The sequence below is a fragment of the Pseudomonas inefficax genome, assembly GCF_900277125.1.
Lineage (GTDB): Bacteria > Pseudomonadota > Gammaproteobacteria > Pseudomonadales > Pseudomonadaceae > Aquipseudomonas > Aquipseudomonas inefficax.
Genome location: NZ_OPYN01000224.1, coordinates 182,313 through 201,071, shown reverse-complemented (window position 1 = coordinate 201,071; position 18,759 = coordinate 182,313). Strand labels below are relative to the sequence as shown.

16 protein-coding genes and 1 pseudogene are annotated in these 18,759 nt (G+C 64.0%); 9 read left to right on the top strand and 8 right to left on the bottom strand.

Translation table 11 applies throughout. The annotated features are described in order from the left end of the window. The first annotated feature begins 119 nt into the window (after positions 1 to 119). The 8 genes from epd to JV551A3_RS28655 all read left to right on the top strand — a co-directional run bounded on the left by epd (position 120) and on the right by JV551A3_RS28655 (position 7,561). The gene (epd, locus tag JV551A3_RS28690) at positions 120 to 1,181 is read left to right on the top strand and encodes an erythrose-4-phosphate dehydrogenase (RefSeq protein ID WP_013974502.1); all 1,062 of its coding nucleotides are present in this window, start codon (positions 120 to 122) and stop codon (positions 1,179 to 1,181) included. Between the two features lie 12 nt (positions 1,182 to 1,193). Further along, entirely contained in the window at positions 1,194 to 2,357 is a 1,164-nt protein-coding gene (locus JV551A3_RS28685) for a phosphoglycerate kinase (RefSeq protein WP_133975872.1), read from the top strand. Next, positions 2,357 to 2,608: a hypothetical protein gene (locus JV551A3_RS28680; RefSeq protein ID WP_133975870.1), complete on the top strand. Its 252-nt coding sequence runs from the start codon at positions 2,357 to 2,359 to the stop codon at positions 2,606 to 2,608. Before JV551A3_RS28685 ends, JV551A3_RS28680 begins: the two co-directional genes overlap by 1 nt. Positions 2,609 to 2,768: 160 nt before the next feature. Then, entirely contained in the window at positions 2,769 to 3,098 is a 330-nt protein-coding gene (locus tag JV551A3_RS28675) for an MliC family protein (RefSeq protein WP_133975868.1), read from the top strand. 100 nt (positions 3,099 to 3,198) lie between these two features. Further along, positions 3,199 to 4,263, top strand: a complete 1,065-nt coding sequence (gene fba, locus JV551A3_RS28670; RefSeq protein ID WP_008093958.1) for a class II fructose-bisphosphate aldolase — start codon at positions 3,199 to 3,201, stop codon at positions 4,261 to 4,263. A 322-nt stretch (positions 4,264 to 4,585) separates the two neighbouring features. Further along, the gene (locus JV551A3_RS28665) at positions 4,586 to 6,712 is read left to right on the top strand and encodes a putative bifunctional diguanylate cyclase/phosphodiesterase (RefSeq protein WP_133975856.1); all 2,127 of its coding nucleotides are present in this window, start codon (positions 4,586 to 4,588) and stop codon (positions 6,710 to 6,712) included. Positions 6,713 to 6,751: 39 nt separating this feature from the next. After that, positions 6,752 to 7,252 (top strand): M48 metallopeptidase family protein, encoded by a 501-nt coding sequence (locus tag JV551A3_RS28660; RefSeq protein ID WP_084785286.1) that lies wholly within the window; start codon positions 6,752 to 6,754, stop codon positions 7,250 to 7,252. 12 nt (positions 7,253 to 7,264) lie between these two features. Continuing rightward, positions 7,265 to 7,561, top strand: a complete 297-nt coding sequence (locus JV551A3_RS28655; protein ID WP_075046570.1) for a winged helix-turn-helix domain-containing protein — start codon at positions 7,265 to 7,267, stop codon at positions 7,559 to 7,561. Between the two features lie 122 nt (positions 7,562 to 7,683). Here JV551A3_RS28655 and JV551A3_RS28645 read toward each other — a convergent pair whose 3' ends face one another. Next, positions 7,684 to 8,136 carry a GNAT family N-acetyltransferase gene (locus tag JV551A3_RS28645; RefSeq protein WP_133975854.1) on the bottom strand — a complete coding sequence of 151 codons (453 nt, stop codon included), beginning with the start codon at positions 8,134 to 8,136 and terminating at the stop codon, positions 7,684 to 7,686. Positions 8,137 to 8,291: 155 nt separating this feature from the next. Here JV551A3_RS28645 and JV551A3_RS28640 point away from each other — a divergent pair, with 155 nt between their 5' ends. After that, positions 8,292 to 9,029, top strand: a complete 738-nt coding sequence (locus tag JV551A3_RS28640) for a substrate-binding periplasmic protein (RefSeq protein WP_133975852.1) — start codon at positions 8,292 to 8,294, stop codon at positions 9,027 to 9,029. Between the two features lie 129 nt (positions 9,030 to 9,158). Here the strand turns inward: JV551A3_RS28640 and yccS are convergent, their stop codons facing one another. The 7 genes and pseudogenes from yccS to JV551A3_RS31495 form a co-directional block, all read right to left on the bottom strand. Next, positions 9,159 to 11,342, bottom strand: a complete 2,184-nt coding sequence (gene yccS, locus JV551A3_RS28635; RefSeq protein ID WP_133975850.1) for a YccS family putative transporter — start codon at positions 11,340 to 11,342, stop codon at positions 9,159 to 9,161. A 211-nt stretch (positions 11,343 to 11,553) separates the two neighbouring features. Further along, positions 11,554 to 12,735: a BaiN/RdsA family NAD(P)/FAD-dependent oxidoreductase gene (locus JV551A3_RS28630; protein ID WP_133975848.1), complete on the bottom strand. Its 1,182-nt coding sequence runs from the start codon at positions 12,733 to 12,735 to the stop codon at positions 11,554 to 11,556. Positions 12,736 to 12,857: 122 nt separating this feature from the next. Next, complete coding sequence (dbpA, locus tag JV551A3_RS28625) at positions 12,858 to 14,195, bottom strand: ATP-dependent RNA helicase DbpA (RefSeq protein ID WP_235874650.1); 1,338 nt, start codon at positions 14,193 to 14,195, stop codon at positions 12,858 to 12,860. A gap of 112 nt (positions 14,196 to 14,307) precedes the next feature. After that, entirely contained in the window at positions 14,308 to 15,735 is a 1,428-nt protein-coding gene (mdtD, locus tag JV551A3_RS28620; RefSeq protein ID WP_112249395.1) for a multidrug transporter subunit MdtD, read from the bottom strand. A 127-nt stretch (positions 15,736 to 15,862) separates the two neighbouring features. Then, positions 15,863 to 17,182 (bottom strand): TldD/PmbA family protein, encoded by a 1,320-nt coding sequence (locus tag JV551A3_RS28615; protein ID WP_133975844.1) that lies wholly within the window; start codon positions 17,180 to 17,182, stop codon positions 15,863 to 15,865. Beyond that, a complete protein-coding gene (locus tag JV551A3_RS28610; RefSeq protein WP_133975842.1) occupies positions 17,182 to 18,624 on the bottom strand; it encodes a TldD/PmbA family protein in 1,443 nt (480 codons plus the stop codon). Before JV551A3_RS28610 ends, JV551A3_RS28615 begins: the two co-directional genes overlap by 1 nt. 31 nt (positions 18,625 to 18,655) lie before the next feature. Further along, a pseudogene (locus JV551A3_RS31495) lies at positions 18,656 to 18,753 on the bottom strand (hypothetical protein); the annotation flags it as partial. Positions 18,754 to 18,759: the final 6 nt, after the last annotated feature.

Sequence of the window (18,759 nt, the reverse complement as noted above, 5' to 3'; positions counted from 1 at the left end):
TCGCGGCACAAGGCCGCTCCTACAGGGTATTGCGTACGCCGTCCCTTGTAGGAGCGGCCTTGTGCCGCGAATGGGCTGCGCAGCGGCCCCGTTCAACTGCCGGAGTTCAAGAGCTACCTATGCCCCACCTGCGTCCCTACAAAGTTGCACTCAACGGTTATGGCCGTATCGGCCGCTGTGTCCTGCGCGCGCTGTTCGAGCGGGGGGCAAAGGCCGGTTTCGAGATCGTCGCGCTGAACGACCTGGCCGACCAGGCCAGCCTGGAATACCTGACACGCTTCGACTCCACCCACGGGCGTTTCCCCGGTGAGGTGAAGGTCGATGGCGACTGTCTGCATATCAATGGCGACTGCGTGAAGGTGATGCGCAGTGCCACCCCCGAAGGCATCGACTGGGCCGCCCTGGATATCGACCTGGTGCTGGAATGCTCCGGCGCCTACCACACCCGTGCCGATGGCCAGCGCTTCCTCGACGCCGGGGCGCCGCGGGTGCTGTTCTCGCAGCCGATGGCCAGCGAGGCCGACGTCGATGCCACGGTGGTCTACGGCGTCAATCAGGCTTGCCTGACCGGCAACGAGCGCCTGGTGTCCAACGCATCGTGCACCACCAACTGCGGCGTGCCGCTGCTGCGCGTGCTGGACCAGGCATTCGGCATCGAGTACGTGCAGATCACCACCATCCACTCGGCGATGAACGACCAGCCGGTGATTGACGCCTATCACCATGAAGACCTGCGCCGCACGCGTTCGGCCTTCCAGTCGGTGATCCCGGTGTCCACTGGTCTGGCACGTGGTATCGAGCGCCTGCTTCCGGAACTTGCCGGGCGAATCCAGGCCAAAGCGGTACGCGTACCAACCGTCAACGTCTCGTGTCTGGACATCACCCTGCAGACCGCCCGCGATACCAGCGCGGCCGAAGTCAACCGGGTGCTGCGCGAGGCGGCGCTGGAAGGCCCGCTCAAAGGCTTGCTGGCCTATACCGAGTTGCCCCACGCCAGCTGTGATTTCAACCATGACCCGCATTCGGCGATCGTCGATGCCAGCCAGACCCGTGTTTCCGGCCCCCGCCTGGTGAACCTGCTGGCCTGGTTCGACAACGAGTGGGGGTTCGCCAACCGTATGCTCGACGTTGCCGAACACTATCTGCACGTCGTCCACCCAACCCGCAACAAACAGCCCTGAAGGACTGCATTCATGACCGTGTTGAAGATGACCGACCTCGACCTGCAAGGTAAGCGCGTACTGATCCGCGAAGACCTCAACGTGCCTGTGAAGGACGGTGTGGTAGCCAGCGACGCGCGTATCCTGGCAGCGCTGCCGACCATCAAGCTGGCCCTGGAGAAGGGCGCGGCGGTAATGGTCTGCTCGCACCTGGGCCGCCCGACCGAGGGTGAGTTCTCTGCCGAGAACAGCCTAAAGCCGGTCGCAGACTACCTGAGCAAGGCCCTGGGCCGCGACGTGCCACTGGTTGCCGATTACCTGGACGGTGTCGAGGTCAATGCTGGTGACCTGGTGCTGTTCGAGAACGTGCGCTTCAACAAGGGTGAGAAGAAGAACGCCGACGAACTGGCGCAGAAATACGCCGCCCTGTGCGACGTGTTCGTCATGGACGCATTCGGTACTGCCCACCGTGCCGAAGGTTCTACCCATGGCGTTGCCAAGTTCGCCAAGGTCGCTGCTGCCGGCCCGCTGCTGGCTGCCGAGCTGGACGCCCTGGGCAAGGCCCTGAAGGCCCCCGCCAAGCCGATGGCGGCCATCGTTGCCGGTTCCAAGGTTTCCACCAAGCTGGACGTGCTGAACAGCCTGAGCTCGGTCTGCGACCAGCTGATCGTCGGTGGCGGCATTGCCAACACCTTCCTGGCCGCAGCCGGCCATCCGGTAGGCAAGTCGCTGTACGAGCCTGACCTGGTCGACACCGCCAAGGCCATCGCCGCCAAGGTCAGCGTGCCTCTGCCGGTCGACGTGGTGGTTGCCAAAGAGTTCGCCGAGAGCGCCGAAGCCACCGTCAAGGCCATTGCCGACGTTGCCGCCGACGACATGATCCTGGACATCGGCCCGCAAACCGCAGCCAATTTCGCCGAGCTGCTGAAGTCGTCGAAGACCATCCTGTGGAACGGCCCGGTCGGCGTGTTCGAGTTCGACCAGTTCGGCAACGGCACCAAGGTACTGGCCAAGGCCATCGCCGACAGCGCCGCGTTCTCCATTGCCGGCGGCGGGGACACCCTGGCAGCCATCGACAAATATGGCGTTGGCGCCGATATCTCCTACATTTCTACCGGTGGTGGCGCCTTCCTCGAGTTCGTCGAGGGCAAGGTCCTGCCGGCCGTGGCGATTCTGGAAGAGCGGGCCAAGGCCTGATGACGTCGGCGCTTGGCAAAGGGAGTGGCCAGATGGTCAAGCAATTGCCTGTGATGATGCTGGCTGGCTTGCTGAGCGCATGCGCCGGCAGCCCGGCCTCGGATGCCGACCCGGCGCGGTCGCCCAAGGGCGGTTGCTACCAGTCCGAGTGGCAGGCCGAGACTGTGCCGGTCATCAGCAAGCGCGTGGGCCCGGAAGGCCTGGAAAAGTACGACGAAGACCACCAGCGCAAGGCGCCAGGTTGCCCTTGATCGGGTAACAGGCAACCTGAAGGCTGATTTGTGGTCTTGAGGTAGGGGCCGCTGTGCGGCCCTTCGCGGGCTTGCCCGCTCCCACAGGTACAGCGCTTGACCTGTGGGAGCGGGCAAGCCCGCGAAGGGCTGCACAGCAGCCCCCAATCGAGGAAACTGAATGAAAGCGCTTTTGGCCGTGACGGCCCTGGCGACACTGGCAGGATGCTCGCTACTGAAGCCGGCGCAACCCGCCCCGGCAGACGAATGGACCCGTTGGGTCTGCGACTCCCAGGCTGAAGTGCTGTGGCGCTTCGCCGATGCGCAGCGCGACCAGGTCGATGTGCGTCTTGGTGGCGGCGACCAGGTCTACCGGCTCAAGGCCGAGCCGGGTGCCTCGGGTGCGCTGTACAGCGATGGCATGCTGGCCTTCCATACCAAGGGCGAAGAAGGCCTGGTGTACTGGGTGGCAACCAACGATCTGATTGGGCGGGGCTGCAAGGCACCGTGACTGGCCGGGCCGCGAGGGTGGCCCACACTACTTGAACAGCAACCGCCCCTGCGGCAGGCTTGCACGAAACAAACGACGCTTGTCGGGAGAGAGATACACAATGGCACTCATTAGCATGCGCCAGATGCTGGACCACGCCGCCGAGTTCGGTTACGGCGTACCAGCTTTCAACGTCAACAACCTCGAGCAGATGCGCGCCATCATGGAAGCGGCCGACAAGACCGACTCCCCGGTGATCGTCCAGGCTTCGGCCGGTGCCCGCAAATACGCCGGTGCGCCGTTCCTGCGTCACTTGATCCTGGCAGCCATCGAAGAATTCCCGCATATCCCGGTGTGCATGCACCAGGACCACGGCACCAGCCCCGACGTCTGCCAGCGCTCGATCCAGCTGGGTTTCAGCTCGGTGATGATGGACGGCTCGCTGGGTGAAGACGGCAAGACCCCGACCGACTACGAATACAACGTCCGCGTTACCCAGCAGACCGTTGCCATGGCACACGCCTGCGGCGTTTCGGTAGAAGGCGAGCTGGGCTGCCTGGGTTCGCTGGAAACCGGCATGGCCGGTGAAGAAGACGGTATTGGCGCCGAAGGCGTGCTGGACCACAGCCAGATGCTGACTGACCCGGAAGAGGCCGCCGACTTCGTCAAGAAGACCCAGGTCGACGCCCTGGCGATTGCCATCGGTACCAGCCACGGTGCCTACAAGTTCACCAAGCCACCAACCGGTGACGTGCTGGCCATCGACCGCATCAAGGAAATCCACAAGCGCATCCCCAATACCCACCTGGTGATGCACGGTTCGTCCTCGGTACCGCAAGAGTGGCTGGCGATCATCAACCAGTACGGCGGCGACATCAAGGAAACCTACGGTGTACCGGTCGAGGAAATCGTCGAAGGTATCAAGCACGGCGTGCGCAAGGTCAACATCGACACCGACCTGCGTCTGGCCTCCACCGGTGCCATGCGCCGCCTGATGGCGCAGAACCCGAGCGAGTTCGACCCGCGCAAGTTCTTCGGTGAAACCGTCAAGGCCATGCGTGACGTTTGTATCGCCCGTTACGAAGCCTTCGGCACGGCTGGCAATGCCTCGAAGATCAAGCCGATCTCCCTGGAAGGCATGTTCCAGCGCTACCTGAAAGGTGAGCTGGCCGCCAAGGTCAACTGATCTTCTGGCATTGATGAAAAAGCCCGCAGCGATGCGGGCTTTTTCATTTTTGGGTGTTAGAACCTGGCATCGGTGATGGCCTCTTCGCGGGCGCGCCCGCTCCCACAGGGAGCATGCAAATCTCCAGACCGTGCAGTACCTGTGGGAGCGGGCATGCCCGCGAAGAGGCCGGCACATATTCCCTGCAAAGCGACCGTTAGTCGGCTACCGTAGAGTTGAGGCACTGATAGCGTTCTGATTGCATTGCGTGTTATCCGCTCAGGTCTAGAGTACTAGTGGATCCAACCGTATATTGAAGTCGGTCACATAACAGAGAAGCAGCATGGATGGCGCTCACCCTCAACCTCAGCTAGTGGATGGCAACTCGGTTCTTCTGGTGGTAGACGATTACCCCGAAAACCTCATCAGCATGCGGGCATTGCTGGCCCGTCAGGATTGGCAGGTGTTGACGGCAAACTCGGGGATGGAAGCCCTGAGCGCGTTGCTCGAGCACGATGTCGACCTGGTCCTGCTGGATGTACAGATGCCGGAGATGGACGGCTTCGAAGTCGCCCGGCTTATGCGCGGCAGCCAGCGCACACGGCTGACCCCGATCATTTTCCTCACCGCCAACGAACAGTCCGAAGCGGCCGTGCTCAAGGGCTACGCCAGTGGCGCCGTGGACTACATGTTCAAACCGTTCGACCCGCAAATTCTCAAGCCCAAGGTCCAGGCGCTGCTCGACCAGCAGCGCAACCGGCGCATGCTGCAGCGCCTGACCCGAGAGCTGGAAGCGGCCAGGGCGTTCAACGCGTCGATCCTGGAGAACGCCGCCGAGGGCATTCTGGTGGTGGATGCCCAGGGCATCATCAGCTTTGCCAACCCGGCCATTTCCCGTTTGTTGTCAGCGCCTGTGCAGCAGTTGCAGGGCGCCCATCTGCTCGAACTGGTGCACCTGGCCACTGCCTGCTTGTGGAACGAATCGGACTTCTACCAGGCCTACCTGGGGCGGCGCATCTTCCGCGTGCACGATGCCCAGCTGCGTACCCTTGGCGGCGAACTGGTGCCGGTGGCGTTGTCCTGTGCGCCACTGCCGGCCGAACAGCAGGGCATGGTAGTCACCGTGCTGGACATGTCAGTGGTGCGCAACCTGCACCAGCAGCTGGAGTACCAGGCCGTCACCGACCCGCTTACCGGCCTGCTCAACCGCCGCGGGTTCTACCAGGCCGCCGAAGGTGTGCTGCTGCGCAACGAGCGCTCGGACAAGGCGCAGGCGCTGATGTACATGGACCTGGATGGTTTCAAGCGCATCAACGACTCGCTCGGCCACGACGCGGGCGACCGGGTACTGCACTGGGTGGCCGAACAGCTCAAGGATTGCCTGGGCAGTGAAGCGTTGCTGGCGCGCATGGGCGGGGACGAGTTCACCGCACTGTTCGACAGCCTGCCTTACCCGGAGCAGGCCGGGCGCTATGCCGAGCGGTTGCTGGAGCGCATTTCCATCAGCCATCAGGTGGAAGGGCTGGATGTGAGCCTTGGGGTGAGCATCGGTATCGCCACCTATCCGGATTGCGGCGCCAATGTCGAAGGCCTGTTGCGCGCGGCCGATGCGGCGATGTACGCGGCCAAGCAGGCGGGGCGCCAGCAGTATCGCTTCTACGATCAGGAGCTCAACGGCCGGGCGCGTTCGCGGCTGATGCTCGAGGACAGCGTACGCACGGCCGTGGAGCAGCAAGACTTCACACTGGTTTACCAGCCACAGGTCGGCTTCCACGATGGCCGCTTGCGTGGCTTCGAGGCCTTGCTGCGCTGGCAGCATCCCAGTGTCGGCGACGTACCGCCGGGGCTGTTCATCCCGTTGCTGGAAGAGGCGCGTTTGATCAACCGCCTGGCCAGCTGGATCTACCGCCAGGGCGCGGCTCAGCGCCAGGCATGGTGCCAGCGTTTCCCGGCGGACCTGGTGCTGGGTATCAGCCTGAGCCGTGCACAGTTCGCAATGCCCAGCCTGGTCGACGAGCTGCACCGGGTCATCCAGCTTTACCAGCTGGACCCGGCGCAACTGGAAGTGGAAGTGGCGGAAACCTCGCTGATGTACAATATCGATGCGGCGGTGAAACAGATACACCGCTTGCGCGAGCTGGGTGTACGGGTAGCGCTGGATGATTTTGGTGCCGGCGACTGTTCGTTGCGCATGTTGCGCGACCTGCCGATAGATACACTCAAGCTCGACCGCCACCTGGTGGCGCGCCTGCCCGATTCGGCGGTGGATACAGCGCTGGTGCGAAGCGTCGTCAGCCTGTGCGCCGACTACAGCATCACGGTGATCGCCGAGGGGGTGGAAACCCCGGCCCAGGCGGCCTGGCTCAAGGCCAATGGTTGTGAGTACGTGCAGGGGTTCCTGGTGGCTTACCCGATGACCGCCACGGATGCCAGCAGCTTCCCGGCGATTTTCTCCTGGCCGGGGCCATGATTGGCTAGAATCGGCATTCGTTACACCGAATGCAGCGCCATGACCGTATTACGATACTTGCAAGCCTACCCCCCGCACCTGCAGCAGCAGGTGCGGGAGATGATCGACAGCGACCGCCTGGGCGAGTACCTGCAGCGCCGTTACCCCGACCGCCATGACGTGCAGAACGACAAGGCGTTGTACGGCTATGCCCAGGATTTGCGCCAGCAATACCTGCGCAGCGCGCCGAACCTGGACAAGGTGCTGTTCGACAATCGTCTCGACCTGACCCATCGGGCCCTGGGCCTGAATACGGCGATATCGCGGGTGCAGGGCGGCAAGCTCAAGGCGAAGAAGGAAATCCGCATCGCCTCGCTGTTCAAGGAGGCTGCGCCGCAATTCTTGCGCATGATCGTGGTACACGAACTGGCGCACCTGCGCGAGCGCGACCACAACAAGGCGTTCTACCAGCTCTGCCAGCATATGGAGCCGGACTACCACCAACTGGAATTCGACCTGCGCGTCTACCTGACCTATCGGGAGCTGCCGGGCAACTGTTAAGGACCACGCAGCATGGAAGTGAGCAAGACCAAGAGCAGCTTCTACCGCCGCCTGTACGTGGCCTGGCTGATCGACAGCCAGACCGCGACCAGCGTACCGGCCCTGATGGAGGCCACCGGCATGCCCCGGCGCACCGCTCAGGACACCATTGCGGCGCTGGCCGACCTGGATATCGTCTGCGAGTTCGAACAGCAGGAAGGCGCGCGCAACCACGCCGGGCATTACCGCATTCATGACTGGGGAGCGATCGACAAGCAGTGGATCATCCGGCACTTGCGGCAGGTTCGCGAGGTGCTGGGTTATCCCTGAATCGAAAAGCTGACGCATTCCCTGTGGGAGCGGGCGTGCCCGCGAACACGGGCGAAGCCCGTGCCATCCACCGCGGTGCCTGATTCGCGGGCAAGCCCGCTCCCACAGGGATAGCGGTTAACTCAGCCCTTGCGCATCCCGATATGCGGAATATCGTCCTCCAGATATTCCTCGCCCACCGCCTCGAACCCATGCCGGGCATAGAACCCCTGCAAATGCGCCTGCGCCGACAGATAAACCGGAACCCCAGGCCAGCAATGCTCCGCTGCCTCCAGCCCCTTCAGCAGCAAGGTGTGCCCCAGCTTCAGCCCACGTGCCTCAGCTGAAGTCACCACTCGCCCGATCACCACATCCCCACCCTGGGATTGCGGGTCAAGCAAGCGCAGGTAGGCCACCAGCTTGTCCTCCTGCCAGCCCATCAAGTGCAGGGTATCGCCGGTCAGGTCCTGGCCATCGACTTCCTGGTAGGCGCAGCGTTGCTCGACCACGAACACTTCAGTGCGTAATTGCAGAATGGCGTACAGCTGGTCCTTGCTGAGATCGGTGTGGTGCTTGCAGAGCCAGTCGATTGACATTGGCGCGAACTCCTTGAGTGAGCCGTCGATCATCGCATGATGTATGTGTCACGGCCAAAATAGAGGCTAAATGACACTATTGGCCGCTGCCCTCGGCCACTGCTTTGTGTAATCTCGTCGGCAGTGTGTGCCTTCCATTGCGAAAGGACGTGAGCATGCGGCCACTGCTTTGTGTTCTGGGATTGTTGGCAATGATGCTTGCAACGCCCGCCCCGGGGCGCGAAACGCTACGCCTGGTTGCCGACAACTGGCCGCCATTCACCGATGCCAGCATGCCGGGCGGTGGCCTGGCGACCAGTATCGTCACCGCGGCACTGGCCCGGGCCGGCTACACCAGTGGGGTAGAAGAGGCACCGTGGGCGCGGGCCCTGCGGGGGGTGAACGAGGGGCGTTACGACGTGTTGATCAACGCCTGGTACAACGACTCGCGCGCCAGCATCGGGCAATTTTCCAAAGCCTACCTGGTCAACCGTATTCGCCTGCTGCAGCGTAAGGACGAGGCGTTTAGCTACAAGCGCCAGTCTGACTTGTACCCCTACAGTATTGCTGTGGTGCGTGATTACGCCTATTCACCCGAGTTCGACCGCGACACCCGCCTGCACAAGGTGGCGGTGCGCAACTTTTCCTCTGCGGTACGCATGCTGGCGGCGGGGCGGGTGGGCCTGGCGGTGGAAGACGAGTACGTGGCCCGTTACAACTTGCAGCGCGAGCTGCCGGAAGTGCGCGATGGAGTGATGCTGGTGGAACCGCCGTTGGCAGAGAACACCTTGCATATCCTGGTCAGCCTGAAGCACCCGGAGCATGCGCGGATTGTCGAGCGGTTCGAGCAGGCGATCGCGGCGATGAAGGCGGATGGCAGCTATGCGCGGCTCATGCGTCAGCATGGCTTTTGATGCTGCGGCCTGTGCCGGCCTCTTCGCGGGTAAACCCGCTCCCACAGGTATTACATAGATCCCGAAACTTGTAGGGTTCCTGTGGGAGCGGGTTTACCCGCGAAGAGGCCAGAGCAGGTAACAATGCATTCAGGCCGGTGCACCTTCCTTGATCAAATGCGCGGCCAAGGTCCGCAGCGGCCCCAACTGCCGGCAGATCAACGCCAACTGCGTCTGCACCAGCCGCTGATGCTCATCCAGCTCTTCCGGCATCTGCTCCAGGGCATTGGCCAGCGCCTCTTCGGCATCACTGTGAATCGCCACCGGCAGCCGCGCGGCCAGGCCGTTGGCTATCTCGTCCAGGCTGCTGGCCAGGCTTTGCCCGGCACCTTCGATCAACTGCTCCTGCACCTCCGCCGGCAGGGCCGTGTCGCGGTGCGCGCCCAGTCCCGAGAGGTAGCTGAGCAAGGTATGCGACAAAACCAGGAAGCGGAAGCCGACGTCGGCTTCCTTCCGGAAGTGCCCCGGCTCCATCAGCATGTTGGCCAGGGTGGTGGACAGCGCCGCATCGGCGTTGTGTGCGTTGCGTCGGGCAAGGCGGTAGGCCAAGTCGTCGCGCTTGCCGTGGGCATACTGCTGCATGATCTGCCGCAGGTACACGCTGGCGCAGGCCAGGGTGTTGGCCAGCGCCTTGTTCAGCCGTCGCCCCTGCCAGTCGGGGAGGAACAGGAACACCGCGAGGATGGCGATCAGGCTACCGACCAGGGTGTCGAACAGGCGCGGCAGGAACAGGCCATAGCCATCGCCGATCTGGTTGAAGCAGAACAGCACCATCAGGGTGATCGCGGCCGTGGCCAAGGTGTAGCGGGTGGTACGGTTGACGAAGAACACCACCCCGGCGACCACGGCGAACAGCGACTGGATGATCGGGTTGGGGAACAGGTCGAACAACGCCCAGCCCACCGTCAGGCCGACGGCGGTACCGATTATGCGCTGTACCAGCTTGCGCCGGGTCGCACCGTAGTTGGGCTGGCATACGAACAACGTGGTCAGGATTATCCAGTAGCCCTGGGTCGGGTGGATCAGGTGCACCATGCCATAGCCGATCGACAACGCCAGTGGCAGGCGCAGGGCATGGCGGAACAGCAGCGAGGTCGGTGTCAGCTGAGTACGCAGACGGCTCCATACATCCTTCAGCGAACGCGGCGAGCGGTCGAGCAGGCTGCTGTCGCTGGCATCGGCCAGGCTGTCCGGGTTGCCGGCAGCGCTGAGCAGGCGGTCCAGCGTCGCCAGATTGACGGCCAGCGCCCGCAGCGAGCGCAGCAGGCTGCGCCAGGCCGGGTTGTTCTGCATGCGCAGGTGTTCCAGCGAGGCGTTAAGGTCCTCGAGGGCTTCGGGGTAACCGCTGGCCAGCACGAACGGCTGGCGCAGACGGATAGAGCGGGCCAGTTCCTGGCAGGAAGAACCCTGTTTACGCAGCAGGCGCTGGCAGCGGAACATCACGTCGCTGTGGAAAAAAGCCTCGGTCAGCGCGTTGTAGGGATAGTGCGAAGCACTGACCCGTTCATGGATGTCCTGGGCCAGGAAGTACAGCTTGAGGTAGCGGCTGACCTTGGAGTTCGGCTGGCTGTTGCCCACCCGATGCAGGATGATTTCCTTGGCCGCGTTGAGCGCCGCCACCACCCTGCCGTTCTGCTGGGCCAGTTCCAGGCGCCGGGCTTCGACGTCAAGGGTGCGGATGGGTTCGAACAGGCTGGCCTTGAGCTTGAGGTAGCTGCCTAGCTCGAAGAACAGCTTGGCCAGGCTCTGCTGCACCGGCTGGTTGGAAAACAGCGCCTGCCACAGCACCGACAGCAGCCCGTACCAGGCTGCACCCGTCACCAGCAACAGCGGTTCGTGCCAGAAGTCGGTGACCTGGCCGCCGCGCTGGTCCACGCCGATCATGGTGTACACCGCAGTGATCAAGGTCGCTGAAGCGATGGCGCCATAACGCTCGCCCAGGGCACCGAGCATGGTCAGGCCGAAGGCCGCCAAGGCCAGGGCAATGACGAATACCCACGGGTAGGGGAACAGCAGTTCGACGGCCAGCGCGGCGATGGCAAAACACACCAGGGTGACGGCCAGGGCGCTGAGGCGGCCCTGCCAGCTGTCATCGGTTTCGGCCAGTGCGCTGGCGATGATGCCGAGAAACAGCGGAATCAGCAGGGCCATTTCGTTCTGGTACCAGCACAGGGCCAGGCTGCCGGTGAGGGCGATGGTGACCCGGATGCTGTAGCTGAACTTGTCTTGACCCCACAGGCGACGCAGTGACTGACGGAACGAGCTCGATGACATGATGGCCTGCTAGGCAGTGATCAGAGAAATACCTTTCAGAGACGGTTACCGGGGCCGCTTCGCGCCCCTTCGCGGGCACGCCCGCTCCCACAGGGGATACGCGGAACTCTGTGGGAGCGGGCGTGCCCGCGAAGGGGCGCGAAGCGGCCCGGATTCCGACACTGAGCACGGGCCAGCAAGAAGCGTTCCGTGCTGCTGAATGGATTCTACTCTACACGAACTGCGCTGCGGCGTTGGCCGATGCCCAGGCCCACTGGAAATTGAAACCGCCCAGGTGGCCGGTCACATCCAGCACTTCACCAATGAAATACAACCCGGGGCTCTTCAGCGATTCCATGGTCTTGGACGACACCTCGCGGGTATCCACGCCGCCCAGGGTCACTTCGGCAGTGCGGTAACCCTCGGTGCCGGCCGGTATCACCTGCCAGTTCGCCAGTTTCTCGGCGATCTGTGACAGTTCCGCCGGGGTGTACTGCTTCATCGGCCTGGACTCGAACCACTGCTCCGCCAACAGGTTGGCCAGCTTGCGGGTAAACACCTCGCCCAGCACGGTCTTCAGCTCGGCGTTGGCGCGCTCGGCCTGCATCTGTTGCAGCCAGGTCAGTGCATCACGGTCAGGCAGCAGGTTGATCTCGACGGTGTCACCGGCTTCCCAGAACGAGGAGATCTGCAAGATTGCCGGGCCGCTGAGGCCGCGGTGGGTAAACAGCAGGTTCTCGCGGAAGCTGGTGCCGTTGCAGCTGGCGGTGCAGTCCAGCGAGGTGCCCGAAAGCTCGGTGCACAGTGCCTTCAGTTGGGGCTCGGTGATGGTGAAGGGCACCAGCCCGGCGCGTGTTGGCAGCAGGGTGTGACCGAACTGGCGGGCCACCTGGTAGCCGAAGCCGGTGGCACCCAGGGTCGGGATCGACAAGCCGCCGGTGGCGATCACCAGCGACTGACAGGCGAATTGGCCGCCGCTGGTCTGCAGCAGGTAGCCGCCTTCGGTCTTCTCGATCTGCTCGATGTTGGTGTGCATGCGGATCTCGGCGCCGGCCTCATCGCATTCGGCCAGCAGCATGTCGAGAATGTCGCTGGCCTTGTTGTCGCAGAACAGCTGGCCGAGCTTCTTCTCGTGGTAGGCCACGCCATGCTTGCATACCAACTCGATGAAGTCCCACTGGGTGTAGCGCGCCAGGGCCGACTTGCAGAAGTGTGCGTTCTGCGAGAGGAAGTTGCCCGGCTCGGTATACATGTTGGTGAAGTTGCAGCGGCCGCCGCCGGACATGAGGATCTTCTTGCCCGGTTTGTTGGCGTGGTCGAGCACCAGTACCCGGCGGCCACGTCGGGCGCTGAGTTGGGCGCACATCAGGCCGGCGGCGCCGGCGCCGAGGATGATCACGTCGGTGGAGTGCACGGTGTAAACCTTATAAGAAAGAAACACAGAACCCTGTGGGAGCGGGTTCACCCGCGAAGGCGGCAGTGAGCCCACTATCGCATTCGCGGGTAAACCCGCTCCCACAGGGACCTTGCATGGCTTTAGATAATGCGGACTTTCAGGGAGCGGCCCTTGATCTTGCCGCTGTTTAGGCGCTGCATGGCCTGCTTGGCCAGCGCCCGCTCCACGGCCACGAACGCTTGGAAATCGAAGATCGCAATCTTGCCCACCTGTTTGCCCGGGATCCCGGCATCACCGGTCAGCGCCCCGAGGATGTCGCCCGGGCGCAGCTTGTCCTTGCGCCCGGCAGCGATGCACAGGGTACTCATCACCGGCAGCAGCGGCTCGCCACCTTTGCTCTTCAAGCTGTCCAGCTGGTCCCAGCGCAGTGGGCTCTTCTGCAGTTGTTCGATGGCCTGGGCACGGTGGCCTTCGGCTGGCGCCACCAGGCTGACCGCAATGCCTTTTTCGCCGGCACGGCCGGTGCGGCCGACACGGTGCACATGAATTTCCGCATCACGCGCCAGTTCGACGTTGATGACCATGTCCAGACCATCGATGTCCAGGCCGCGCGCCGCCACGTCGGTGGCTACCAGCACCGAGCTGCTGCGGTTGGCGAACATGGTCAGCACCTGGTCGCGGTCGCGCTGCTCCAGATCGCCGTGCAGGGCCTGGGCAACGATGCCCTTGGCGGTCAGGTGGGCGACCACATCCTCGCACTGCTGCTTGGTGAAGCAGAACGCCACGCAGGACTGCGGGCGGTAGTGGCCGAGCACGCGGGTGACGGCCTCGAGACGCTGTTGCGGGTCGATCTCGATGAAGCGCTGCTCGATCTGGTTGTCGGCATGCAGGCTCTCGACCTTGACCTGTTGCGGGTTGCGCATGAAGTCGGCGGCCAGTTGCTTGATGCCGGCCGGGTAGGTGGCCGAGAACAGCAGGGTCTGGCGGCGCGACGGGGTCTTGCCGATGATGCTGGCGATGGCATCGAAGAAGCCCATGTCGAGCATGCGGTCGGCTTCGTCCAGCACCAGGGTGTTCAGCCCGTCGAGCACCAGGGTGCCCTTGTCCAGGTGCTGCTGGATGCGCCCCGGGGTGCCGACGATGATGTGCGCGCCGTGCTCCAGCGAAGCGATCTGCGGGCCCAGCGAAACGCCGCCGCACAGGGTCAGGATCTTGATGTTGTCCTCGGCGCGGGCCAGGCGGCGCAGCTCCTTGGCCACTTGGTCGGCGAGCTCGCGGGTGGGGCAGAGCACCAGCGCCTGGCAGCCGAAGTAGCGTGGGTTGATCGGGTTGAGCAGGCCGATGCCGAAGGCGGCGGTCTTGCCGCTGCCGGTCTTGGCCTGGGCGATCAGGTCCTGCCCCTTGAGGATGACCGGCAGGCTCTGGGCCTGGATCGGCGTCATCGAGGCATAGCCGAGGGCGTCCAGGTTGGCCAGCATGGCAGTGGACAGCGGCAAGGTGGCAAAGGCGGTGGATTCGGTGGTCACGAGGCGGGCCTGCGGTGCGAAGCGAAAAATGCCGCACAGTCTACCAGCCTCGTGGCCATTCGCCCTACGACTCCATGTGTTGTTCCGGACGACGGGCACGCCTTCCGTCTGTCGGCGACAGCTGCAGGAAGATCGCCGCGGCCAGCATGGCCATCACACCGATGGTGACGAAGGTCAGTTGGAATGCGCCCAAGGTGGTTTCCACGCCGTCTGCGCTGCCAGCTGCGGTAAAGCCGCCGAGCAATGCACCCGCACACGCCACGCCCAGGCTCAGGGCCAGCTGCGCGACCACTGATAGCAAGCTGTTGCCGCTGCTGGCGCTGGCGTCGTCGAGGTCGATCAGGGTCACCGTGTTCATCGCGGTGAACTGCATGGAGTTCACCGCGCCCAGTAGACCGAGTTGTACCAGTAGCAGCCAATAGGGCGTCTGCTCGTCCACCAGCCCCAGGCTGGCCAGCAGAAGACCCAGCAGTAGGGTGTTGCCGGTGAGGATGATGCGGTAGCCAAAGCGTTCGATCAGCGGCCGGGCAATGGACTTGGCCAGCATCGCCGCAGCCGCCAGCGGGATCATGCTCATGCCGGCCTGGGCCGGCGAGTAGCCCAGCGCCACTTGCAGCAGCAGCGGCACCAGGAACGGCAAGGCGCCGCTGCCCAGGCGGGCGAACAAGTTGCCTAGAATACCGATGGCAAAGGTGCGTACGCGAAACAGGCTGGGCGAGAACAGCGGCTCTGGGTCGCGCCCGGCGCGCAGCCAGTAGGCCGCCAGGCAGGCCATGCCGGCGAACAGCAGCAACATTACCCGCAAGTGCGGCAGGTGCAGTTCGCCCAGGCCTTCCATGGCGATGGTGATCAATACCATCGCTGCACCAAACAGCAGGAACCCGGGGCCATCGAACGTGGTGCGCTCGGCGCCGCGCAGGTCGGGGATGAACTTCCACACGGCGTAGCAGCCGATCAGGCCGACCGGCAGGTTGAGCAGGAAGATCCAGTGCCAGCTCAGAATTTCCACCAGCCAGCCGCCAACCGTAGGGCCCAGTAGTGGCCCGAGCAGGCCGGGGATGGTGATGAAGCTCATGATGCGCACCAGCTCGGTGCGCGGGTAGGCCCGCAGGACCACCAGCCGCCCGACCGGCAGCATCAGCGCCCCGCCCAAGCCCTGTACGACGCGGGCGAAGATCAGGAAACCGAGGCTGTTGGCGGCGGCGCACAGCAGCGAGCCGAAGCTGAACAGCAGGATGGCGCTGAAGAAGATGCGCTTGGTGCCGAAGCGGTCGGCGATCCAGCCTGAGGCGGGGATCAGCAGGGCCACGGTGAGCATGTAGGCAATGATCACGCCCTGCATGCGCAGCGGGTCTTCGGCCAGCGAGCGGGCCATGGCCGGCAGCGCAGTGTTGAGGATGGTGCCGTCAAGGGACTGCATGAAGAAGGCGATGGCCACCACCCAGGGGATCCAGCGGGCGGTGACAGGGTCCAGCGGGGTGCGTTCGGGCATGACATCCTCGTTTGTCAGTGCCGGCCTCTTCGCGGGTGAACCCGCTCCCACAGGGATATCACCACATTCAAGGGCAGTGGAGATCCTGTGGGAGCGGCTTTAGCCGCGAAAGGGCCGGCGAGTCCAGTCACAATGTCAGGGTCAGGCCTTTGACCAGTGCACCTGGCAAATGACTCGATCCGGTACTGCGCTGTCCATAGGTACTGGTCGACAGAATCATCTCGCGCTCCTTGGTCAGGTCTTCCAGCTGGCTGCCGAGCAAACTGTACAGGCTGTCATCGAAGCGCATGGTGCTCACCGGGCCCTGTATCTGCCCATCCTCCACCCAGAAGGTGGCGAAGCGGGTCAGCCCGGTCATGCGTGCTGCCGGCAGGTCGGAATAGTTCAGGTACCACAGGTTGCTGATGTACAGCCCGGTACCGAGCCGCTCCAGGATCTGCTCGCTGGGCAGGCTACCTGCCGCCAGGCTGAGCGCACACGGCGACTCGTAACTATCGGCGCCATTGGCCAGCAACTCGAACTCGGCCGCACTGCGCGCACTGATCAATCGCTGCCGGGCCTCGCCTTGCTGGATCAATGCCACATCCAGGCGCGGCGAGCCTTCATCGGAAAACGCCGGGCTCAGCGAGCCGCTGACCTGTTCGGTGAAACTCACCAGCGGGCTCAGCCGTGCATCGCCGTTGTACAGGCGCTGCAAGGCGCTGTTGCCAGTGGCCAGGGCCTGTGCGGAAAACCCGCCCCAGCACAGCATGCCGGCTATTTCGTCCACGGCCGCCGGAGCCAGGTAGGCGCGGTAGCTGCCGGGCTTCAGGGTGACTGCCGGGCGGCCAAGGAAGCCCAGCTGTTCCCGCGCCTGGCGCAGGCGTGCGGTGAAGTCGTCGGCGCTCCACACTTGCCCGGCATAATTGGCCTTCACCGCCTCGCCGTTTTCGTGGAACAGGCTCCAGTCGAAGTTGAAGCTGTTGGCCTGGTGCCAACCGAACGCCCCGAACGAGCTGGCGAAGCCCCGGCAGATGGGGCCGGCGGCGTAGATGCCAACAAGGTCCAGATCGCCGGCTTCGCGCTCGAGCAGCGTCAGCACATCGCTCAGTTCGGGCAGCCGCTGCTCCTGCTGGCTGTGGCTGTGCCAGGCGCCTTCGTCCAGGCGAAGGTACGGATCGACCGCAAGCAGTGGCAAGGTCTGGCGCAGCTGCTCCAGGGCCGTGAACAGGCGCTGGCTATCCAGTTGCGTGTCACCACTCAAGGTCACCTGTTGCTCTGCCTGGCGGCCAGCGCGGATCAGCCGCAGTTGCACCCCGGCCTGGTTCACGGTGCCGGCCTGGCGCACCTTGGCATGGTTGAAACGCACGAATTGCGACTGTTCGGCGCTGTAGCCCAGGGTGAACTGTTCGCCCGCCTGCAGGGCTTTGCGCACATCCCCGACCAGGGTTTCGAAAGCGTGTTTCATCAGGCATCTCCTCCGAATACGTCGATCTGGCGGAACACGCAGGCCGGTGAGGCGTGGCCGACCCGCACCACCTGGTTGGGTTCGCCCTTGCCGCAATTGGGCGTGCCCAGCACCTGGAAGGTGCTGCTGTCGCCGACCGCCGCCAGGTTGCGCCAGAACTGCGCGGAAATGCCGCGGTAGTTGGGGTTCTTGACGATACCCTTGAGCTCGCCGTTTTCGATCAACTGGCCCCATTCACAGCCGAACTGGAACTTGTTGCGCGCATCGTCGATGGACCAGGAGCGGTTGGTGCGCATCAGGATGCCGTGTTCGATGCCCTTCACCAGTTGATCCAGGCTCTGGTCGCCCGGCTCGATGTTGAGATTGGCCATGCGGTCGATCGGTGCACGGTTCCAACCGCAGGCACGGCTGTTGGCCACACCGTCCAGGCCGGAGCGGAACTGCGACAGCGCACCCCCCAGCGGGCGCAGCAGCAGGCCATCGCGGATCAAGAACTGCTTGCTGGCCGGGGTGCCGTCATCATCGAAGCTGTAGCTGGCCAGCTCTTCGCCTATGGTCGGGTCGAAGGTCACGTTGAGCAGCGCGGAGCCGTATTGCAGGTGGCCGAAGTCATCGGCCTTGACGAAGCTGGTGCCGGCATAGTTGCGCTCGTCGCCGAGAATGCGGTCCATCTCCAGCGGGTGGCCGATGGATTCGTGAATCTGCAGCATCATCTGGTCCGGCATCAACAGCAGGTCGCGTGGGCCGCTGGGGGTGTTCGGCGCCAGCAGCAGCTGCAGCGCCTCGTCAGCCACTCGGCGGGCAGCGCCGACCAGGCCGCTGCGCTCGATGATCTCGAAGCCGCCCTGCTGGCCGAAGTTGTCGCGGCCCAGGCTGCGGTTCTGGCTGTCCTGGCCGTCGCTGGCGGTAACGCTCAGGCCCGGGAACAGGAAGCGCTGGGCATGGCGCAGCTCGGCGCCGGCCGAGTTCAGGTAGGTCTGCTCGACCAGGCTCAGGCCCAGGCTGGCCTGCCAGTCCACAAGGCGGCTGTCCCTGGGCACGCTGGCCGATTCGGCAGCGAGCAGGCCAAGGCAGTCGGCGAGGTTGGGCACGGGCTGATCGAAGTTGGGCGAGATGTGGTCGTGGCGTGCGCTGGTCACCGGTTGCTCGCGCAGGTCCAGCAGGTTGTACCTGGCGATCTGCCGGGCCAGTGCCTCGGCATGCTCCAGCGCGCGCTGCAGGCCGGCCTGGGACAGGTCGGCGGTGGCGGCATAGGCTTCCACGCCATTCACCCGCACGGTGAGTATGGCGCCCTCGTCCTGGGTGAAGAAGGGTGGTTCCGCGACGTTGCGGCGAACCGACAGCGCCTGGTGCGACTGTTTCACATGGCGCAGGGAAAACAACTCGGCCGTACTGCGCAGTGCGGCAAAGCGCTGGCGCAGCAGGGCGCTGGTATCGAACATGTGGAAGCCTCCGTGTACACGGTGGCTCCCCCTAGAACCACCCATCCTGCATGGCGAGGCAGGATCGTCGCGCGCCTCGAGCAATGCCAGCTCATTATGGCAGCCAGGCACTTCCCGGGTCAGGAAATAAAGTGA

Bases quoted from the DNA above. Each gene is read 5' to 3' on its own strand.
- epd (WP_013974502.1), top strand. From the start codon at position 120: ATGCCCCACCTGCGTCCCTACAAAGTTGCACTCAACGGTTATGGCCGT.
- JV551A3_RS28685 (WP_133975872.1), top strand. From the start codon at position 1,194: ATGACCGTGTTGAAGATGACCGACCTCGACCTGCAAGGTAAGCGCGTA.
- JV551A3_RS28680 (WP_133975870.1), top strand. From the start codon at position 2,357: ATGACGTCGGCGCTTGGCAAAGGGAGTGGCCAGATGGTCAAGCAATTG.
- JV551A3_RS28675 (WP_133975868.1), top strand. From the start codon at position 2,769: ATGAAAGCGCTTTTGGCCGTGACGGCCCTGGCGACACTGGCAGGATGC.
- fba (WP_008093958.1), top strand. From the start codon at position 3,199: ATGGCACTCATTAGCATGCGCCAGATGCTGGACCACGCCGCCGAGTTC.
- JV551A3_RS28665 (WP_133975856.1), top strand. From the start codon at position 4,586: ATGGATGGCGCTCACCCTCAACCTCAGCTAGTGGATGGCAACTCGGTT.
- JV551A3_RS28660 (WP_084785286.1), top strand. From the start codon at position 6,752: ATGACCGTATTACGATACTTGCAAGCCTACCCCCCGCACCTGCAGCAG.
- JV551A3_RS28655 (WP_075046570.1), top strand. From the start codon at position 7,265: ATGGAAGTGAGCAAGACCAAGAGCAGCTTCTACCGCCGCCTGTACGTG.
- JV551A3_RS28645 (WP_133975854.1), bottom strand. From the start codon at position 8,136: ATGTCAATCGACTGGCTCTGCAAGCACCACACCGATCTCAGCAAGGAC.
- JV551A3_RS28640 (WP_133975852.1), top strand. From the start codon at position 8,292: ATGCGGCCACTGCTTTGTGTTCTGGGATTGTTGGCAATGATGCTTGCA.
- yccS (WP_133975850.1), bottom strand. From the start codon at position 11,342: ATGTCATCGAGCTCGTTCCGTCAGTCACTGCGTCGCCTGTGGGGTCAA.
- dbpA (WP_235874650.1), bottom strand. From the start codon at position 14,195: ATGCTGGCCAACCTGGACGCCCTCGGCTATGCCTCGATGACGCCGATC.
- mdtD (WP_112249395.1), bottom strand. From the start codon at position 15,735: ATGCCCGAACGCACCCCGCTGGACCCTGTCACCGCCCGCTGGATCCCC.
- JV551A3_RS28615 (WP_133975844.1), bottom strand. From the start codon at position 17,182: ATGAAACACGCTTTCGAAACCCTGGTCGGGGATGTGCGCAAAGCCCTG.
- JV551A3_RS28610 (WP_133975842.1), bottom strand. From the start codon at position 18,624: ATGTTCGATACCAGCGCCCTGCTGCGCCAGCGCTTTGCCGCACTGCGC.